Annotated in this window: 17 protein-coding genes; 4 read left to right on the forward strand and 13 right to left on the reverse strand. The window is 50.6% G+C overall.

Going from position 1 to position 19144, the window contains the following annotated elements; translation table 11 throughout:
• Positions 1–132: 132 nt before the first annotated feature.
• Complete coding sequence (locus EV294_RS14110) at positions 133–1161, reverse strand: C40 family peptidase (protein WP_132307761.1); 1029 nt, start codon at positions 1159–1161, stop codon at positions 133–135.
• Between the two features lie 433 nt (positions 1162–1594).
• Here EV294_RS14110 and EV294_RS30290 point away from each other — a divergent pair, with 433 nt between their 5' ends.
• A complete protein-coding gene (locus EV294_RS30290; RefSeq protein ID WP_165930682.1) occupies positions 1595–1738 on the forward strand; it encodes a hypothetical protein in 144 nt (47 codons plus the stop codon).
• An 83-nt stretch (positions 1739–1821) separates the two neighbouring features.
• On the opposite strand, the gene EV294_RS14115 is transcribed toward EV294_RS30290, so the two are convergent.
• From EV294_RS14115 to EV294_RS14135, 5 genes are all read right to left on the reverse strand, one after another.
• Positions 1822–2709 carry a transglutaminase family protein gene (locus tag EV294_RS14115; protein ID WP_132307763.1) on the reverse strand — a complete coding sequence of 296 codons (888 nt, stop codon included), beginning with the start codon at positions 2707–2709 and terminating at the stop codon, positions 1822–1824.
• A complete protein-coding gene (locus tag EV294_RS14120) occupies positions 2706–3701 on the reverse strand; it encodes an alpha-E domain-containing protein (RefSeq protein WP_132307765.1) in 996 nt (331 codons plus the stop codon). Before EV294_RS14120 ends, EV294_RS14115 begins: the two co-directional genes overlap by 4 nt.
• Positions 3702–3731: 30 nt before the next feature.
• Entirely contained in the window at positions 3732–5192 is a 1461-nt protein-coding gene (locus tag EV294_RS14125) for a circularly permuted type 2 ATP-grasp protein (protein WP_132307767.1), read from the reverse strand.
• A 245-nt stretch (positions 5193–5437) separates the two neighbouring features.
• A complete protein-coding gene (locus EV294_RS14130; protein WP_132307769.1) occupies positions 5438–6439 on the reverse strand; it encodes a globin-coupled sensor protein in 1002 nt (333 codons plus the stop codon).
• Between the two features lie 220 nt (positions 6440–6659).
• Positions 6660–8555, reverse strand: a complete 1896-nt coding sequence (locus EV294_RS14135; protein WP_132307771.1) for a PrkA family serine protein kinase — start codon at positions 8553–8555, stop codon at positions 6660–6662.
• A 209-nt stretch (positions 8556–8764) separates the two neighbouring features.
• Between EV294_RS14135 and EV294_RS14140 the strand changes: the two genes are divergently transcribed.
• Positions 8765–9595, forward strand: a complete 831-nt coding sequence (locus EV294_RS14140; RefSeq protein WP_132307773.1) for a DUF2161 family putative PD-(D/E)XK-type phosphodiesterase — start codon at positions 8765–8767, stop codon at positions 9593–9595.
• Here the strand turns inward: EV294_RS14140 and EV294_RS14145 are convergent.
• The 3 genes from EV294_RS14145 to trmL form a co-directional block, all read right to left on the reverse strand.
• On the reverse strand, positions 9579–10778 hold the full coding sequence (locus tag EV294_RS14145; RefSeq protein WP_132307775.1) for an aminotransferase-like domain-containing protein: 1200 nt from the start codon (positions 10776–10778) through the stop codon (positions 9579–9581). The two genes, EV294_RS14140 and EV294_RS14145, sit on opposite strands and share 17 nt — an antisense overlap.
• Before the next feature lie 392 nt (positions 10779–11170).
• Positions 11171–11422, reverse strand: coding sequence for an AbrB/MazE/SpoVT family DNA-binding domain-containing protein (locus tag EV294_RS14150; RefSeq protein ID WP_132307776.1), 252 nt, complete (start codon positions 11420–11422; stop codon positions 11171–11173).
• 120 nt (positions 11423–11542) lie between these two features.
• A complete protein-coding gene (gene trmL / locus EV294_RS14155) occupies positions 11543–12007 on the reverse strand; it encodes a tRNA (uridine(34)/cytosine(34)/5-carboxymethylaminomethyluridine(34)-2'-O)-methyltransferase TrmL (RefSeq protein WP_132307777.1) in 465 nt (154 codons plus the stop codon).
• A 167-nt stretch (positions 12008–12174) separates the two neighbouring features.
• Here trmL and EV294_RS14160 point away from each other — a divergent pair, with 167 nt between their 5' ends.
• Positions 12175–12891 carry a response regulator transcription factor gene (locus EV294_RS14160; RefSeq protein WP_132307778.1) on the forward strand — a complete coding sequence of 239 codons (717 nt, stop codon included), beginning with the start codon at positions 12175–12177 and terminating at the stop codon, positions 12889–12891.
• A 61-nt stretch (positions 12892–12952) separates the two neighbouring features.
• Here the strand turns inward: EV294_RS14160 and serC are convergent, their stop codons facing one another.
• The gene (gene serC, locus EV294_RS14165; protein ID WP_132307779.1) at positions 12953–14041 is read right to left on the reverse strand and encodes a 3-phosphoserine/phosphohydroxythreonine transaminase; all 1089 of its coding nucleotides are present in this window, start codon (positions 14039–14041) and stop codon (positions 12953–12955) included.
• A gap of 128 nt (positions 14042–14169) precedes the next feature.
• Between serC and thpR the strand changes: the two genes are divergently transcribed.
• Positions 14170–14784, forward strand: coding sequence for an RNA 2',3'-cyclic phosphodiesterase (thpR, locus tag EV294_RS14170; RefSeq protein ID WP_165930683.1), 615 nt, complete (start codon positions 14170–14172; stop codon positions 14782–14784).
• Between the two features lie 12 nt (positions 14785–14796).
• Here the strand turns inward: thpR and glnA are convergent, their stop codons facing one another.
• The 3 genes from glnA to EV294_RS14185 form a co-directional block, all read right to left on the reverse strand.
• Entirely contained in the window at positions 14797–16221 is a 1425-nt protein-coding gene (glnA, locus tag EV294_RS14175) for a type I glutamate--ammonia ligase (RefSeq protein ID WP_132307781.1), read from the reverse strand.
• A 253-nt stretch (positions 16222–16474) separates the two neighbouring features.
• Positions 16475–17536, reverse strand: a complete 1062-nt coding sequence (aroF, locus tag EV294_RS14180; RefSeq protein WP_132307782.1) for a 3-deoxy-7-phosphoheptulonate synthase — start codon at positions 17534–17536, stop codon at positions 16475–16477.
• A 636-nt stretch (positions 17537–18172) separates the two neighbouring features.
• Complete coding sequence (locus tag EV294_RS14185) at positions 18173–19138, reverse strand: 4-hydroxy-3-methylbut-2-enyl diphosphate reductase (protein ID WP_132307783.1); 966 nt, start codon at positions 19136–19138, stop codon at positions 18173–18175.
• Positions 19139–19144 lie beyond the last annotated feature (6 nt).

The following is a 19144-nucleotide window of genomic DNA, read 5'->3' on the forward strand; positions in this document are numbered from 1 at the left end:
ACCCTTTTTGTGTTGAACAGAGGTCCTCTTCCTCTTAGCGGCAGAACCGCGCTTGTCCCTGGAGCCCTTCCCAAAGCACCTGTTATAGCGCGAATCAATGCCTCAAGGAATAATTCTCCCCCTGTTCATCCCCTATTCCGTTATCGTCTTCGTATACGTACTGTTTGTTGTGATATAAACGGTTTGGCCGTTTACTTTGATTTGATACCAATAGCTGTTGGCTTTCTTGATCAGCTCGGCTTTTTGGCCAAGCTGCAGTCTGCCAACCGTGGAAGAGCTCGAGCTCGCTGCCGATTTCAGGCTAACCCAGCCCTTTACCGTCACCACGTATGTAGTCTTCTCGTTCGACGGATTCGACGGATTCGACGGCGTCGGATCCGGAGCCGGCGTTGTGGAACCGCCCCCGGTTGATGGGCCTGTCCAGGCCGGAACCGGCTTTTGCGGCGGAAGCACATACGAATCTGGAATGATAGGCGCTTTAACCGTTTTGCCGGCCATCCCCGTGAAGCCGGCTGCAGGAACTACGCGGCGGGCTTCCTTGAAGTTCTCGCCCCACCAATATTCCCAGCCGTCAACGGTGCCAAGCGCCGTCGGATTGCCGTCCGAGCGCGTGCCGATCACAACCGGCTGACCATCGCGGTTGGTTCCCATGTAAATCGCAACGTGCATAATATGATCGGTTTCCTGCCAGGTCAGAATATCGCCAAGCTTCAGGTTCTCAATGCCGGTAAGCTTCCACTTGCCGTTCACCTTCTGTTTGCCGACACCGGCTACCTTTGTGCCCACCGTGTTGTAATTCGCTGATGTTCCCGTAACGTTAAATCCGAAATCGCCAAATACGAAACGGACAAAGCCCGAGCAGTCCTCGTAGCCGTATTTGCCGTAAGCATCCGAACCGCTGCCGTAAACCATATAACCGTTTTCCATATACCAGATCGCCCGTTCGACGATTTGGTAAGCGAGAGTGTTCGATTGACTTCCGTATTTGGCCCGGAAATCCGCCACATTATAGAGCTCGTCCTTCACGTAGCTATCCGCGTTTATGTACTCATTGTATTTCTTTACTGCGCTTGACGTGGTCCAGGTCGTGCTTGCGTTTGCAATGCCGGCTGTCCCTAGTAAAGATCCGATAATAGCGAGGCTTAGTAATTGCTTTTTCATGTTTTTGTCATCCCTCCCACCCCTATTAAAATATATGCCAACTCTCACCGCAATGACCAAAAAGTACCACTATTGATAGACGGAGCCAATCTTACAACTCTCTAATTTTCTAATAATTACCATGTCTTTTTCTTGTCAAGGTAAACTGAAAACCACCGTAAAACCTAGGCCGGGACTAGCTTTGGCAGGGCCCCTCAGGCCTTGTTGTTAGGCTGTTTTCCGCGATTTTGCAGGATAAAAATTCCTCCAAACATCATTTCCTCTATTACCAATTATGAGAAAAAATTTAGGAAAACTCGCCCAAGTAAGCAAGATATCCGCTTATAGCAAATTCTCTCTTTCTTTACTATAATTTTTCTAGTACCTACTAACGCGCAATAAGACTTCCGAGGTGATACCGTTGTCCAAAGATAAATTCATAGGTTACAGGGTTATGTTTAACGTAGGACCAAGGTTTATGGTTCATGTCTATATGAAAGAGGATTATTACGAACAGTGGCGATTTACGCGGGACCAGCGGATCACGGATGTCGTCATCGAAGAGGTTGAAGTCGAGCTCGATTATTTTCTTGGATAGAGACATAAATAAAAGGCTGCTTTCATTGGTTCAATCCACTCAACTGAACCTGCGAAAGCAGCCTTATTTAAATCGTCATCCCGTTAATCCTCGACTCTGCGTACATCTACCGTTACCTTTAGGTTCTGCTGCCCTCTTCCGCGGTACACTCCCTTTACCGGCACAATATCCTTGTAGTCCCGGCCATGCCCCAGCTTGACATACCGCTCCCCAACCGGCGCTTCGTTCGTCGGATCAAAGCTGCACCAGCCAAGCATTGGCACATACGCCTCCACCCAGGCATGGGAGGCCTGCTCGAAATCGGCGCTTCCGCCCTGGAGATCCCCGACAAAGTGATAGCCGCTTACGTAACGGGCCGGAATCCGATGAGTCCGGCAGCACGCGATCATAAGATGGGCGAAATCCTGGCATACCCCTCGTTTGCGTTCGATCAAATCGCTGGCTCTGGTTGTAACCGTCGTAGCTTCCGGATCGTAAATAAATTCGGCTCTGATCTTTCCGGACAACGAAATGAGCCAGCTCAACACGCTCATATCCTTGCTCTCTTTGGCATATACGCTATCCGCATATCGCTTTACATCAGCCGTTACGTCCGCGTAACCGGTCGGCAGCAGAAACTCCGCGAAGCGGTTAGCCGCCTCCTCCGTCTCCAGCCATGCCCACGCCTCCCTGGCAAGCTTGCCGTTCAGAAGAGCCGCTTGCTCCTCCGGGCTAGGCGCATGCCTCGTAACGACCGTCATTTGCGTCCGGATCGTCAGACGCTTATGCGGCGGATTCACCGAGAAGGAATGCACGCGGTTGCCGAAGTAATCCTCGTAACTGAAGAGCGAGGCATTCGGCTCAATGAAGATGGCCTGCTGGTAGCAGGACTGACGTTCATTGGTGCTTGGCGTGAGCCTGATCTCATTGACACTGTCCGTCGCAGACTCCTCGTATTCGTATTGCGTCACGTGTGATATATTCAGCTTCATGCGCTTGCCTCCCCCATGCGAAAAAAGGTTTTGGCAAAGGATTGCCCCAGCATCTGGCATGCCTCGAGCAAATGGCCAACGATCGACCCGTTCCGGTCGACGATCATATCGTCATGCTCCAGACAAGCCAGGTCCGCCTTTACCTTCGCCACCTGGCGGATGATTCGGTCATGGGCGCTGCGGAGCTGTTTATCCGACAGTTCAATGAGCTTCATGTGCTCGTCGAGGGCATGAAAGGAGAAATGAACGGAACGAGGGAAGGATTGGTTCAGAATGACGAATTCCACAATCGATTCGACAGACATGCCGTCCGCATAGTATCGGCGGAACGAATGATAACCGCTCAGCGATTTCAGGACCGCCTGCAAATACGGATAAGCGCCGGCATTGTTCCAGCCGTCTCCAACGGCGGCATTGCCTACTGCTTTAATAATCCGAAGCGTGTTCTCCGACCGCTCCAGGAAACGCCCGCATTCGATGAAATGCCATTCGTTCTCGCGGGGCATTACCGACTGGCATAAGCCTTGGAACAAAGCCGCCCATTCCTTAATCCGCCCATAGAACAAATGAGGCGATTCCTTCATCAAGTCCTCCGGCTGTTTCTCGCGCAGCCATAAGTAGAACGCATTAATCGTATCCCACAGCTCGCTTGGCACCTTCTCCCGCAGCGTGCGGAGATTGCCTCGGGCATGGCTTACACAAGAGACCAGCGAGTTGGCGTTATCCCGGTCAAGCGTAATGTAATGAAGAACGTCTTGCTCCGTATAGCTGCCGTATTGCTGTTCATAAGCGTATCTGCTGCCCAGAGCGTCGACAATCCGGGTCCACTTGCATGGAATTTCCCTGCTCTCGCCGTCCTGACCGCAAGCTTCAACGCCTAGTTCATCTTCTGCCTGCAGGTGATAGTGGACATCAATTAATCTTGCATGGTTCTCCGCCCGTTCCATATAGCGTCCGATCCAAAACAACGCTTCAGCGTTTCGATTAAGCACAGCGATACCCCCGTTTCTTGATTGAAACTTTTAACGATTTAACACCCATGTATCCTTGACTCCTCCGCCTTGCGAAGAATTGACAACGAGCGAGCCTTCCCGCAAAGCGACGCGGGTAAGCCCGCCCGGAATTACATGGGTGGAATCCTCCCCCATTAGCGCAAAGGCCCTCAGATCGATATGGCGAGGAGTCATTTGCCCGTCAATCATGACAGGCGCGCGCGACAGCTTCATGGTGGTCTGGGCGATGTAACGGCCGGGATCCTTTTTGATCGCTTCCGCGAACTCCTTCACTTCCTTTGGAGAAGCCGTCGGACCAATCAGCATGCCGTACCCCCCGGAGAGGGAGGTCTCCTTCACGACCAGCTGGTCCAGATGATCCAGAACGTAGTCGCGCTCTTCCTTCCGGGATAACAGATAAGTCGGCACGTTATGCAGAATCGGCTCTTCTCCGAGATAATAACGAATCATATCCGGAACGTAAGCATACACTGCCTTATCGTCCGCAACCCCCGTACCCGGCGCATTCGCTATTGCGATATTGCCGGCGCGGTAAGCGTTCATGAGCCCCGGAACCCCTAGCAGCGAATCCGGCTGGAAGGCAAGCGGATCAAGAAAATCATCGTCTATCCGGCGGTAAATGACATCCACCTGGCGAAGGCCTCTCAGATCGCGCAAATAAATTTTATGATCCTTATAGACGAGGTCACGGCCTTCAACCAAATGAATGCCCAGCTGCTGCGCAAGGAAGGTATGCTCGTAATAGGCGGAATTGTAAGAGCCCGGAGTAAGAAGCGCGATTAGCGGATCCTTCTTCCCGTTAGGCGCAAGGGAACGCAAAGAACGGAGGAAATAGTTCAGGCTTCGCTCAATGCTTTGGACGGAGGAGGACAAGTATAAATCATGAAACAGCTCGCTCATGATGGTGCGGCCCTTGAACAAATACGAGTAACCGGAAGGCGAACGGAGATTGTCCTCGAGGACGAAATAGCGGCCTTTCTCGTCTCTAATTAAATCTATGCCGGAGGAGGTGATATACACGCCTCCCGGAACGTCTAACCCCATCATTTCCGGACGAAAATATACGTTAGATACGATCATTTGTCTTGGAATAACCCCGTCGGATACAATGCGCTGGGCGTGGTAAATATCGTGGATGAACATATTAAGCGCTTTGGTCCGTTGACAAACGCCGCGGTCCACGGCTTCCCATTCATGCTTGGGGATAACGCGAGGGATGTAATCAAAGGGAATGGTTCTTTCCAGAGGTTCGCTTTGGCTCGGACTATACAGGGTAAAGGTGATTCCTTCTTCCATCATGCGCTGATTGAGAGCATGCTGCCTCATCGTCAATTCCGACGGCTTCATTTTGGCGAACAACCGATGGATATTGTCATAGTGGGGACGAACCGAAAAGTCTTTCTCGAACATTTCATCGTAAAATGATTGCGAATCGTAATATTGCGATTGCGACTGTTTGGCCGTCGACATGCCAACCGCCTCCTCCATGATGGTACAGCACCTTCCCTGACGCCTCATTGATGACTTCCAAAGTTGGCTCATAACCCATAATGTCATATTAACTTACATGAAATATTTAATAACCTTAATGAAAGTAAATTTTTGTTAGATTTATCATACAAGAATTGGATTTTCATGTCAACTTTTATAGCACGAAAGCAGAGCTTCTGCGCTGGCGAAGAAACCCTGCTTTATATCCTATGCCTATTCTCTTGTTATGTATTCAATTGGCGTAAATCTTTTGTAACGGTGTCCACGGTATGCACGAATACGGCAAGCTCCTGGGATCTCGCCGCTTGATTGCGGGCTTCGACCGAGGTTTTCTCCGATTCCATCTGAACCAGATGAATCTTCTTATGAATTTCGTCCAGATTCGTCTGGATGGTTTCCAGCGCGGAACGCGAGTTTGCGGCAAGCTTGCGGACCTCGTTGGCCACAACCTCGAAGCCTCGTCCCATCTCGCCGGCACGCGCCGCCTCAATAGCGGCATTCAGGCCAAGAAGATGCGTCTGGTCTGCAATCCCGCGGATAAGCAGCCCCATTTCGGTAATACCCGCCAGCTCCTCCTGCAGATCTCCGAGCAGATCATGCGAGCGGTCCTGCGACTGGGAAGTGGACACGGCCGCTTCGGCAATCGACTTGGCTCCTTGGTCAAGCTCCGTCATCAGGCCGGCCAGCTGCTGCACCGACTCCGTTATGGTAGTGAGCATAACCGATCTTTGATCAGCCAGCTCCTGAATCAAAGACTGCTCGGCCCGGTTATACGCTTCAAGCACCAGCTGCGAATCCAGGTTAAACATCTTGGACAAGGAGTGAAGCACGGAGGTCCATCTCTCCGGGATCGCAAGCTGCAGGACCGTTGCGGCGATATCCAGATAAGTCATGTAGCTTCCCAGATACCAGTCGGTCGTCAGGCCGATCCGGGAATGGACAAGCCCGATCGTAATGCGATTCTCGATGTAATCCTGATCAATGACACCGGATGCCAGGGACAGCCAATAACCGCGCTGTGTCTGTTTAAGCCGTTCAATGGTACTTACATTCGAGATAATGTGCATCAAATGCGGCTGTTGTCCAATGTTGTCATAGAAGCGGTTCACAACCTCTTCGACGACTTGTTCGAATATCGGCTTGCAGTCGGCGAGCCTTTTCAAATCCTCTTCCGTAATACGGGTATATTCCAACTGCCTGCGGCGTTCTCCCGAGACTTTAATCATAGATCTAATCTCCCCTTCAAAGAATGGTTACACGCTTTTTGCGGCAATTCTTACATCGTAAGCATTGACCGTTGTCTTATAAAGATTATATCGGAAAATAGGGAACCGGCTTGTAAGCATTCTTGTATTCTTCATGACGAAAGAGGAGTTCCTTTGAATCCATTGCGCCGAAAGCAAAAAAGCGATGCAGGATACTCCCTGCACCGCTTTATGAGATTATTTAACGATTCAAGAGACTCCCCACGTACCGCAGCAGCTCGTTTGCGCATACCGGGCAGTAGCCGTGTTCGTCAATCAACCGTTTGGTCACTTCGTTAATGCGCTTCAGCTGGCTTTCATCCGGCGTTTTGGTCGAAGTCGTAATTTTCACGATATCCTTCAGGTCGGCGAACAGCTTCTTCTCAACGGCCTCGCGCAGACGCTCATGGCTAGTGAAATCGAACTTCTTCCCTTTCCGGGAGTACGAAGAGATGCGGATCAGAATTTCCTCGCGGAACGCTTTTTTCGCATTCTCGGATACGCCGATCTGCTCTTCAATAGACCGCATCAGGCGCTCATCCGGATCCATTTCTTCGCCGGTAAGCGGATCCTTGATTTTGGTCCAGTTGCAATAGGATTCAATGTTATCGAGATAGTTCTCAAACAAAGTCCGGGCGGACTCTTCAAAGGAATAGACAAACGCCTTCTGAATTTCCTTCTTGGCCAGGTTATCGTACTCCTTGCGCGCTACCGAGATGAAATTCAGGTATCTTTCCCGCTCCTCCTTCGTAATCGAAGGATGCTGGTCAAGACCGTCCTTCAATGCCCGCAGTACATCGAGGGCATTGATACACTGCATATCCTGCTTGATCAGAGCGCTCGATATCCGGTTAATGACGTAACGAGGGTCAATGCCGGTCATTCCTTCTTCAATGTACTCGTTTTGCATTTCCTTCAGATCGGCTTCCTTGAAGCCTTCAACCTCTTCGCCGTCGTACATTCTCATCTTCTTCACAAGGTCCATGCCTTGTTTCTTCGTTTCCTTCAGGCGGGTAAGGATGGAGAAGATAGCTGCCGATTTCAGGGAATGCGGCGAGATGTGAATATGCTTCATGTCGCTTTGGCCAATCAGCTTCGTATAAATCTTCTCTTCCTCGGACACTTTGAGGTTGTATGGAATCGGCATTACAATCATACGCGACTGGAGCGCCTCGTTTTTCTTATTGCTTATAAACGACTTGTACTCGGATTCGTTCGTATGGGCGATGATCAGCTCGTCGGCCGAGATAAGCGCAAACCTGCCCGCCTTGAAATTCCCCTCCTGCGTCAGCGAGAGCAGGTTCCACAGGAACTTCTCGTCGCACTTCAGCATCTCCTGGAATTCCATCAGGCCGCGGTTCGCTTTGTTGAGCTCCCCGTCGAAGCGGTACGCGCGCGGATCGGATTCCGAGCCGAACTCCGTAATCGTCGAGAAGTCGATACTGCCTGTCAAGTCGGCAATATCCTGCGACTTCGGATCGGAAGGGCTGAATGTACCGATACCCACCCGGTTTTCCTCCGACACAAGCACGCGTTCGACAATGACGTTCTCTATATCTCCATCGTATTCAACCCGAAGCCTCATTTGGCAGGAAGGGCACAGGTTGCCTTCGATACGGACACCAAGCTCCTTCTCAATCTCTGGACGAAGCTCATGCGGGATCAAGTGCAGCGGCTCTTCATGCATCGGGCAGCCTTTAATGGCGTAAATAGCTCCCTTCTCCGTTCTGGAGAAACGCTCCAGCCCTTTCTTCAGCATCGTTACAATGGTGGATTTGCCGCCGCTGACCGGCCCCATGAGAAGCAGGATCCGTTTACGGACATCCAGCCTTCTGGCAGCCGAGTGGAAGTATTCCTCCACCAGCTTCTCCACGGCGCGGTCGAGACCGAAAATTTCCTGTTCGAAGAACTTATAACGCTTCCTTCCGTTATCGTCCTCTACCCCAAAAGATTCAATCATCTCATAGACGCGCGCGTGCGCAGTCATGGCCGGGGTCGGGTCCTCTCTAAGCAATTGAATATATTCTCTGAAAGATCCCGTCCACGCAAGCTTTTCACTCTCTGTCTGATACTCCGATATTCGCTTGAAAATGTCCATGCCGTGCCTCCTCCCATCGCTTCCGCAATCCGCTAGTTTTCATTCCGCCCGGGATTATCTCTACATCATTGATCGTGTGGACCAACTTTTTACTGAAGTATTACAATCCTATGCTTAGTTATGTAGGAAATTGACCACTATTTTAGGCGGCAATCCGGCAAATAACGACAAGCATTTGCTATAATGAGGGGAGAAAGAGGGGAATTAACATGGCAGTTAACAAGGAAGAGGAGCTGTACAGCCCCATCAAGGCCTACTACGAAAAGCTAGGCTTTACGGTAAAAAGCGAGGTTCTACACTGCGATTTGGTTGCGATGAAGCCGGATGGCAGCGAGGCGGTTGTTGTCGAAATGAAAAAAACGTTCAATCTCGCCTTGCTGCTGCAAGGGATTGAACGCTTACGCATAAATGATCATGTTGTGCTCGCCGTAGAGCGCAACCGCAAGAAAAGCGGCGCCCATAACCAGCGCTTCGGCGATATAACGGAGCTGTGCCGGATGCTTGGTCTTGGTTTAATGACCGTCACCTTCTTCAAGACCAAAGCGCCGCTGATCGAAATGCTGTGCGAGCCCGGCGAGATGCCAAAGCGCGGCATCCGAAGAACGCGCCAGGCACGGCTCCTCCGGGAGTTCCGGGAACGGAGCGGCGATTACAATGTAGGCGGCAGCACCGGCCGCAAGCTCGTTACGGCCTATCGGGAGAAGGCGCTCCGGGCCGCCTATGCCTTGCAGCAAGCCGGCATCCTGTCGCCAAGCCAGCTGGCGTCGCTGACGGGCAATCCGCAAAGCGCCTCGATGCTGCGCAGCAATTATTATCTTTGGTTCGAAAAGGTAGGGCGAGGCCAATATCGGCTAACGGCAGCCGGCGCCTTAGCCTTGGCGGAATATGCCGAGGTGATCGCAGAATGGAAAGAGACCTTCACTCTCCCGCCGGCACCCGAGCCGAAGCCCGTTAAAGCACAAAAACCGAAAGCTCCTAAAGCCTCCAAAGGCAAGACGACCAAACGCGCGAAGGGAGTCCCCTTTAGCTACGAGCCGTAAACTCGCGGATCGCTTCCGCCAGGCGCGCAACGCCAAGCACCGTTCTCTCCCCTTTATTATGGGTGAAATTAAGCCGCGCTGTGTTTCGTTTCGGATCATACGCGTAAAAGGCGCTGCCCGGCACAAAAGCTACGCCCTTCGATACCGCAACCCGCAGCAGCGCTTCCGCATCCAGTCCCTCGGGAAGCTCCATCCACAGGAACATGCCGCCCTTCGGCTCGATCCAATGCAGCCCTTCGATTTTTTGCTCTTTGATCAGGCTTTGCATCTCCCGCATCCGGTCCCCGTAGGATTCCGAGATAATCCGTATATGCTCGTCGAGCGGGAAATGCGCAAGCAGCTGGCTCAAGATCTGCTGATCCATCGTGCTGGACTGCAGATCTGCCGCTTGCTTTGCTTTTGCAAGCATCTTGATTACCCGGGCATCGCCGATCGCCCAGCCGGTGCGAAGTGCGGGAGCCACGATTTTCGAAAAGGTGCTCGTATAAATAACAACGCCGCTCCCGTATTGCTTCTGGTCAAGCGCAAACAGGGTTGGGAAAGCCTCGTGTTCATCGTATTTCAGCTCGCCGTAAGGATCATCTTCAATAATAGGCACTTGATGGCCGGCGCAAATACGCAGGAGCTGGTGCCTTCTTTCCAGGCTCCACACGTTGCCCGTCGGATTGCCGAAGGTCGGAACGGCATATATAAACTTCGGCTTATGCTGGCGGACCAGACGTTCCACATCCTCCGGAATCATGCCATGCTCATCGCTTTCCGCGGCTACAACCTTTAGACCATGCAGCTCAAACACTTGCAGGCAGGCTAAATAGGTAGGCCGTTCAACAAGCACCGTATCCCCCGGCTCGGTCAGAACCTGGACAAGCAGGCTGATCGCTTGCTGGGAGCCTGTCGTAATAATCATGTCATCGGGCTGCACGTTCATCCCCTTCTGGGCCATGCGGACGCACAGCTGCTCCCGCAGCGGCAGGTAACCCTCGGTAAGCCCATACTGCAGCGCGCTTGTACCGGCGGAGATCGCTCGGTCCGCGGCTTCCCTGACAGCCTGTACGGGAAAAAGCTCTTCCGCCGGCAGACCGCCGGCAAAGGATACGATGTCATTGCCTTGCGTCAGCTTCAGAATATCCCTCACGACGGAAGACTTAACCTGCGTCATTCTTGATGCAAAGCGAAACTCCATATTTTTCTTCTCCTCCCGCAATAAAAAATCATGATTTGCACTGTCACTATTGTCGCATAATAAAAAGAATCCATGCAAACTTAAACGTTTTCTTTTCCCTAATACTTGGTTATAATGAAGCTAGCATATCGGAGGTGCACAAAATGTCTATTACTTTCGTTATTGTTATGACAGTCTTTATTTTGTTCCTGACTGCCATCTTGACGTCATCGTACAACGACGACAAGACCAAAGGCCTTTAAACAAAGGCCAAGCCCGAATTCTAAGCCATTTATAAGACAGCACTTATAAATTCTTGGAATTCAAAAAAAGAAGCTTACCCTGCATGCAGGAGAAGCTTCTTTTTTTTCATCGTATGTTTGTATGAGTGCTTTATGGAGGATAGAATCCGGTTAACGGTTATGAAGCTGTCCCATTTCATTCATGCACGGCTCGCATAAATAACGGTCCTTGAACTCCTTCACTTCTTCCATTGATCCGCAGAACACGCATCTCGGACGGTAACGTTCCAAAATAATATGGTCGCCTTGCACTAAAATCTCTACAGGATCCCCCTCATTCATTTGATACCGTTTACGAAGTGATTTAGGAAGGACAATTCGCCCGAGCTGGTCCACCTTTCTAACCACACCTGCTGGTTTCATCTTTTCACCTCTTTATGACTGGATTTGCAAGCTAACGTTGTGAAACATAGCACAGTAGACTTTCGATGGCCTTTTACAGATTCCTTCCTAAACAAGGATAGTCCTTAATATTATGTAAATTCAGTCCATTCCCGGGAACTTATTCTGGCGTAATGCCTCATACACAATAATAGCCGCCGAGTTGGAAAGGTTCAGCGACCGGACATCTCCCGTCATCGGCATCCGCATGCAAGTATCCAGATTCGCGTCAATCAGCTCCTGCGGCAGCCCTTTCGTCTCCTTGCCGAACACGAAGAAATCTCCGTCTTGGAATTCAAACTCCGTGTACACCTTCGTAGCTCTTGTGCTTGCGTAAAAGAATCTGCCGTTTGGATTCGCATCCTGCAGCTCCTTGAAGGAATCATGGTATTCCACATGAACCGCATGCCAATAATCCAGTCCGGCGCGCTTAAGAGTGCGGTCATCGGTCTGGAAACCAAGGGGACGTACAAGATGAAGAAACGCGCCTGTTGCGGCGCAAGTCCGGGCGATATTGCCCGTGTTAGCAGGAATTTCAGGTTCAACCAAAACAATATGAAAAGCCATATCTGTACCAACCTCACATTCTATGTCATTATACACGAAACACTGCGTTATCGCACCAGTGCCAAAGAGGCAATTTTTACATTAGGTTAACGTACTCTTAATCTCCGCATAAATGTCTTCCCCCATAATGAAAACATCTTGTAGGAGGCAAAAGGAGAATAGATACGATGAAAAAGAAAATATTGGTCGTTGATGACGAGCCGTCCATCTCCATGCTTATCGAATTTAACTTGAAGCTCGCCGGTTATGATGTCCGGTGCGTAAGCGATGGCGAAGCCGTATTCGAGATGTTAAAGCCATTCCGTCCTGACCTGATCGTACTCGATTTGATGCTTCCGAAGATGGATGGCATTCAAGTATGCCGTGAGCTGCGCAAACAGAGCAATGCGGTGCCAATCGTAATGCTGACTGCCCTGCAGGACGTTACGGACAAAATCGCCGGGCTTGATAACGGAGCCGACGATTACATGACAAAGCCATTTAGCCCGCAAGAGCTGATCTCCCGTATTCAGGCGATATTCCGCCGCATTCAGTCCCTTCCGGGTCAAGCTGAATCAACGTCGTTCGATATCGGCAGATTGACGGTACGCGCCGAACAGCGTGAAGTGCTGATCGATGGCCGCACCATAGAGCTGACACCCAAGGAATTCGAGCTTCTTCTTTTCTTATGCAAGCATAGAGGCAAAGTATTAAGCCGTCAGCAGCTGCTCCATGGGGTGTGGGATTACCACTTCCTCGGCGATACGCGAATCGTTGACGTTCATATCAGCCATCTTCGAGATAAAATCGAGCAAAACGCAAGAACGCCCGAGTACATTATGACGGTCCGCAATGTCGGATACAAGCTTCACGCCCCTAATATGGCCGATTCGTCGCTTGCATAAACACCTCTAACAAGGAAGACCGCCTTTCCGGTTTGCGGAAATGGCGGTCTTTGTTCATTTCTTAACCGTTACGGCGCTGGAAATCAGCCATAAATTCAGCAAGCGCTTTGCAGCTCTCGTGCGGCACGGCGTTGTACGTCGAAGCGCGCAGACCGCCAACATCGCGGTGGCCCTTCAGGCCAACAAAGCCGTGTTGCTCCGATTCCTTCACGAATTGCTTCTCCAGCTCTTCGTTTTGCATACGGAAAGTAATGTTCATAAGCGAACGGCTGTCTTGATGAGCGCATCCAACGTAGTAGCCATTGCTTTGGTCGATCGCGTCATAAATCAGCTTTGTTTTATCACGGTTGAGCTGCTCCATCGCGGCAACTCCGCCGTTGCCTTTGATCCATTTCAAAACCAGGTTAACCATATATACCGAGAAGGATGGCGGCGTATTGTAAAGCGACTTGTTCTTCGCATGGGTATCGTAACGGAAGATAGCCGGGATGTTTTTCGGGCTTTCTTGAACAAGGTCATCGCGTACGATAACAACCGTAACGCCGGATGGACCGAGATTTTTTTGCGCTCCGGCATAGATAAGACCAAATTTGCTAATATCAATAGGACGGCTTAAAATATCGCTGGACATATCGGCTACAAGCGGAACATTGCCAAGGTTCGTCGGGAACTCCTGGAACTGTACGCCTCCGATGGTTTCATTGGATGTCAAATGAAGGTAAGCGGCATTCTCGGGCACAACGAAATCATTAATGCTTGGCATACGCATGAAATTGTCGTTTTCCGACGAAGCGGCAATGACCGTCTCGCCGACCAGCTTCGCTTCCTTGATGGCTTTGTCAGCCCAAGCGCCAGTCTTGACGTAAGCGCCGGGACGGCCCGCGGAAAGCAGGTTCATTGGAATCATGGCAAACTGCTGGCTTGCGCCGCCTTGAAGGAAAAGAACGTGATAGTTATCCGGAATACCGAACAATTCGCGCATGAGTGCTTGTGATTCGTTGTTCACTTGCTCATAAAGTGCGCTGCGGTGGGACATTTCCATGATGGACATCCCCGCGCCCTGATATTCGACAAATTGCTCTTGCGCCTGCTGCAGCACCTCAAGCGGTAAAGCGGCCGGTCCTGCATTGAAATTATAGGCTCGTTTCATTTCCGTTACCCACCTTTTGTTTTTGTTAAACATCTCACATGATATTGATTATGATAGCAATTTTACCGGCTCTCTTCAAGTACATTTACATAATGTTAGTGACAAAAAGTCGAACGGAGATTATTCACATGGCAGAAAATATTCGGATTTTCACCGCAATATCCATTCCAGCAAACATTACCGGACAAATCGTTAGCCATTTGCCCGATTGGCAGAATCGGCTCTCTTTTCAGAAATGGGTGGATCCCCGGGACCTCCATATCACGCTTCATTTTATCGGAGACACGCCCGTTTCTTCCATTCCCGCCATACAGGCGGCGATGCGGGAAGCCGCTTCCCGCTCATTGTCCTTCTCTTTGGAGTTGTCGAAGCTTGGCAGCTTTGGCCGCGAGGAACGCCCCTCCGTCTTATGGCTTGGCTTAAAGCGGCTGCCCGATGAACTGCTTCGGCTTCATCAAGCGCTTGGCCAATCGCTTCATTCGGGTATTGGCTATACGCCGGAGACCCGTCCTTACCGGCCTCACGTGACCTTAGCGAGGAAATATTCCGCTACCGAACCATGCTCAGCCGGAAAGCTTGAGGAGCTCTCCAGCCCCTTTCTGCAGTATCAGACAGCCTTCGACATAACCGGCATCACGTTATACCGTACACGGCTAGGCGAAAGACCTATGTATGAACCGCTTGCGGTTGCACAATTCGACAAAAGAAAAGCGGACTCCCACCAAGGGAGCCCGCTTGAATAAGTGCGTTTCGAATTAGCAGCCGAAATAGAGGCTGTACTCGTGTGGATGAATACGGATCGATACCGCTTTAGCTTCGCTGCGTTTAACGGCAACATAGTTAGCGATGAACTCTTCCGTAAATACGCCACCTTCAGTCAAGAATTCGGAATCCGCTTCAAGAGCGTCAAGCGCTTCGTCGAGTGTACCAGGTACGCTGCGGATTTCTTTCTTCTCTTCTTCTGGCAGTTCGTAAATGTTTTTGTCGAATGGTCCGTAGCCCAGAGCAACTGGATCCAGTTTACGCTTGATGCCGTCCAGACCAGCAAGCAGCATAGCCGCGAATGCCAGGTAAGGGTTAGCCGTGGAGTCCGGAGTACGGAACTCGATACGGCAGCCTTTTGGCGTTACCGATGCGATAGGAATACGTACGGCAGCGGAACGGTTACCTTTCGAGAATACGAGGTTAACCGGAGCTTCGTAACCAGGAACCAGACGTTTGAACGAGTTTGTCGAAGGGTTCGTCAAAGCGATCAGAGCTGGTGCGTGGTGCAGAATACCGCCGATGTAATGCATAGCCAGCTGGCTCAGGTTGCCGTAAGCGCCTTTTTCATAGAACAGCGGAGTGTCGCCGTCGAAGATCGAGGAGTGAACGTGCATACCGGAACCGTTGTCGCCGAACAGCGGTTTTGGCATGAAAGTAGCCACTTTGCCGTATTGGCGAGCTGTGTTGTGAACGATATATTTGTACAGCATGAGGTTGTCAGCTGTCTTAGTCAAAGTGCTGAAGCGGAAGTTGATTTCTGCTTGACCGGCAGTTGCAACTTCGTGGTGATGACGCTCAACGCGAAGGCCAACTTCTTGCATCAGGCGAACCATTTCGCTGCGGATGTCTTGTTGTTGGTCAACTGGAGCAACTGGCACGTAGCCGCCTTTTACAGGAACTTTAAAGCCAAGGTTGCCGCCTTCTTCTTTACGGTTCGTGTTCCAACCTGCTTCTTCGGAATCCACGTAGAAGGAAGAAGAGTTCATTGTGCTTTCGTAGCGAACTTCGTCAAAGATGAAGAATTCGGACTCAGGAGCGAAGAATGCAGTAGTACCGATACCAGTCGTTTGCAGGTATTCTTCCGCTTTTTGAGCGATGCTGCGTGGGTCACGCTCGTAACGCTCGCCGTCCGGTGTATGGATGTTACACATAATGTTCAGTGTAGGATGATCTGTGAAAGGATCAACGAATACTGCTTCGGTATCCGGCATCATTACCATGTCGGACTCTTCGATACCGCGGAAACCTGGGATCGAGGAACCGTCGAATGCTACTCCGTTTACGAAAGTATCAGCGTCAACTTCTGTAGCAGGAAGAGTAATGTGGTGCGCGCGACCAGCGAGATCCACAAAACGGAAATCTACAAACTGGATGTTGTTTTCTTGAATTGTGTTCAAAACATTTTGAACTGACATCAGATATTTCCTCCATTTCCGAACATTTGCTTAGTGTTGAACTGTTATCGTTCAATTTTCGTGCTAAACTATGAGGTAATTATAAAACTACGGTTTGGCATCGTCAATACTTATGTAAGGTATTTTTTATTCATATGTGAGGTATACTTACAAGTTTAAACATTTGTTCACAATTAGGCCTTTACATTCGATCAGAAAAGCCGGGAAGCCTTATGTATCAAGGCTTCCCGGCTTTTCGCATTTCAGAACTGGCTTAAATTTTCCATTCCGCGAAAGCGGCTGCTGGTTCTTTCGGAGTGTTAAATTGCTTGCCGACGATTGGCGCCAGCTTTTCTAAATCCTTTAATAAATTAGCGAATTGGTCTGGGAACAAGGATTGTACGCCGTCACCTGTCATCGAATTATCCGGATCTGTGTGCACTTCCACAATCAGACCGTTCGCCCCTGCCGCAACGGAGGCTTTGGACATCGGCTCTACCAATTCGCGGCGTCCTGTACCGTGGCTAGGGTCCGAGATGACCGGCAGATGGCTAAGCCCTTGCAGAACCGGGATCGCGGACAAGTCCAGCGTGTTTCTTGTGTAAGTTTCGAACGTTCGGATTCCGCGCTCGCATAACATAACATTCGGATTGCCGCCTGCGAGGATGTATTCCGCCGCGTTCAGGAATTCGTCATACGTTGCGCTGAACCCGCGCTTCAATAACACCGGAGTCTGAATGGTGCCAAGCTTGCGGAGCAGGTCGAAGTTCTGCATGTTGCGCGTTCCGACTTGAAGGATATCGGCATATTCGGCGCATACGTCCACATACTCTGGTGTCATAACCTCCGTAATCGTGAGCAGGCCATGCTTCTTGCCCGCTTCCGCCATCATGACCAGACCTTCCACGCCAACGCCTTGGAAGCTGTATGGACCCGTGCGAGGCTTGAACGCACCGCCGCGGAGCACCTGTCCGCCGGCGGCTTTGACAAGACGTGCGATCTCATCGATTTGCTCAGGCGATTCGACCGCGCAAGGACCGCCCATAATAACGAGGTTGTCGCCGCCGATCTTAACGCCTTTAATATCGATGACTGTGTCGTCCGGATGAAAGTCACGGCTCGCCAGCTTGTAGGACTTCGAAATCTTGATCACGTTCTCTACGCCTTTCATTTGGCGGAGATGCTCGGCAAGCGTTGGCTCTGCCTTGCCGATAATTCCGATAACCGTCCGGTCGGTTCCTCTCGATACATGGGCTTGCACGCCAGCTCTCTCGATATGGTTCACAATTTCTTGAATACGCTCTTCAGCAATATGCGGGCTAGTAATAACGATCATGTCCATCTCTCCTTTTCCACTTCAACGCTTATACGCTTTTATGCTTTTTGGCTTTTATGCTTTTACTTGTTAAAGCAAATATACAATATGGACTCTTGATTCGTCAATTATTATTTTCTTAGATCAGCTGTTTAGCAGCTACGGAAGTGAATATTCTTACGATCGCTGTGCTCGATAGATTCCCTTAATTAACTATTCCGAGGTTGGAATCTATCTCACAAGGCGAACTACAAGCTTTCCAAAGGAAAGCTACTTCGTAAGCATAATCTCCGCTTCTCCAGAACATTCACTTCCTCCGCCGCAACCGCTTGATTGACAAAAAACAATAAAAAACTCAACCTAAGAGTCCGGGGAAACTGGGCCTTCAAACCTTCTCCAGGTCGATCCGCACTTACTGTCACATAATAAGATCGTCACATCATTCGTTGACGATGTTAGGATAACTTGACTCTACTCAGCTTGACGCCTAGTTCTACCCTTAACGATACGCGGCAGTGTTAAGCTCCACTTTTGGAGCAGAGCGGACATCCTTCCGATGCCGCGTATCGTTAAGGCATGGCTAACCATGGAAGTGGCCGCACTAGCTTAAAAAAATAAATGCGGTGCAAAGGAGCACCGCATTGACTCGATCTTCTATTAAGCTTCAGCTGAGCTGGAAGCCGATTTGGTACGGATTGTTGGCAGGAGCTTGTTCTTGTTGACCGTACGCTTGATCTCCCACGTGGAAGGATCGTTATGGTCGTATTGCTCCAAATATGCGATAACTTCTTTTGTTATCGGAGTTGGAGTAGACGCGCCTGAGGTTACGGCAACGCGTTCGATGCCCTTAAGCCACTCCTGCTCAATCTCCGACACGTCGGATACCCGATAAGCCGGCACGCCCGCGATCTCCTGAGATACCTGCGCCAGACGGTTGGAGTTATTGCTGCGCGGATCGCCAACAACGATGCACAGCTGCGCCTGTCCGGCTTGCTCCGCTACCGCTTCCTGGCGTACTTGCGTAGCCAGGCAGATTTCGTTATGAATCTCCGCCTTCGGATACGTCTCCAGAAGCTTGCTCATAATATGACGGATATCCCATTGCGACATCGTCGTCTGATTCGTAATGATAATACGGCCTTCAGGCACGTCAAGCTTGGAAATATCCTCAACGCGCTCAATCAGGTGAACGCGGTCCGGCGCTACGCCAATCGCGCCTTCCGGCTCCGGATGGCCTTTTTTGCCGATATAAATAATATGATAATCCTCGGCGACTTTCTCCCGGATCAGATCATGCGTTTTGGTTACGTCCGGGCAGGTCGCGTCCACAATGGTCAGGCCTTTCTCGCGCGCCCGGTTGCGAACCTCGGGGGAGACGCCGTGGGCCGTAAAGATAACCGTACCTCTCTCCACCTGCTCCAAAATTTCCAGACGGTTCTCGCCGTCAAGCGTAATAACGCCCTCTTGCTCGAAAGCCTCGGTCACATGGGCATTATGAACAATCATGCCAAGAATATAAATCGGACGCGGAAGGTCCAGGTTTTTGGCGGTTTGCAGCGCGAGCACCATGGCATCCACAACGCCATAGCAATAGCCGCGCGGCGATATTTTAACAATCTCCACTTGTTG

Origin of the sequence: Paenibacillus sp. BK033 (genome assembly GCF_004345425.1) — a bacterium.
Classification (GTDB): Bacteria; Bacillota; Bacilli; order Paenibacillales; family Paenibacillaceae; genus Pristimantibacillus.

Coding starts and splice junctions, on each gene's coding strand:
- EV294_RS14110 (WP_132307761.1), bottom strand. CDS start 1,161: ATGAAAAAGCAATTACTAAGCCTCGCTATTATCGGATCTTTACTAGGG.
- EV294_RS30290 (WP_165930682.1), top strand. CDS start 1,595: ATGTTTAACGTAGGACCAAGGTTTATGGTTCATGTCTATATGAAAGAG.
- EV294_RS14115 (WP_132307763.1), bottom strand. CDS start 2,709: ATGAAGCTGAATATATCACACGTGACGCAATACGAATACGAGGAGTCT.
- EV294_RS14125 (WP_132307767.1), bottom strand. CDS start 5,192: ATGTCGACGGCCAAACAGTCGCAATCGCAATATTACGATTCGCAATCA.
- EV294_RS14130 (WP_132307769.1), bottom strand. CDS start 6,439: ATGATTAAAGTCTCGGGAGAACGCCGCAGGCAGTTGGAATATACCCGT.
- EV294_RS14135 (WP_132307771.1), bottom strand. CDS start 8,555: ATGGACATTTTCAAGCGAATATCGGAGTATCAGACAGAGAGTGAAAAG.
- EV294_RS14140 (WP_132307773.1), top strand. CDS start 8,765: ATGGCAGTTAACAAGGAAGAGGAGCTGTACAGCCCCATCAAGGCCTAC.
- EV294_RS14145 (WP_132307775.1), bottom strand. CDS start 10,778: ATGGAGTTTCGCTTTGCATCAAGAATGACGCAGGTTAAGTCTTCCGTC.
- EV294_RS14150 (WP_132307776.1), bottom strand. CDS start 11,422: ATGAAACCAGCAGGTGTGGTTAGAAAGGTGGACCAGCTCGGGCGAATT.
- trmL (WP_132307777.1), bottom strand. CDS start 12,007: ATGGCTTTTCATATTGTTTTGGTTGAACCTGAAATTCCTGCTAACACG.
- EV294_RS14160 (WP_132307778.1), top strand. CDS start 12,175: ATGAAAAAGAAAATATTGGTCGTTGATGACGAGCCGTCCATCTCCATG.
- serC (WP_132307779.1), bottom strand. CDS start 14,041: ATGAAACGAGCCTATAATTTCAATGCAGGACCGGCCGCTTTACCGCTT.
- thpR (WP_165930683.1), top strand. CDS start 14,170: ATGGCAGAAAATATTCGGATTTTCACCGCAATATCCATTCCAGCAAAC.
- glnA (WP_132307781.1), bottom strand. CDS start 16,221: ATGTCAGTTCAAAATGTTTTGAACACAATTCAAGAAAACAACATCCAG.
- aroF (WP_132307782.1), bottom strand. CDS start 17,536: ATGATCGTTATTACTAGCCCGCATATTGCTGAAGAGCGTATTCAAGAA.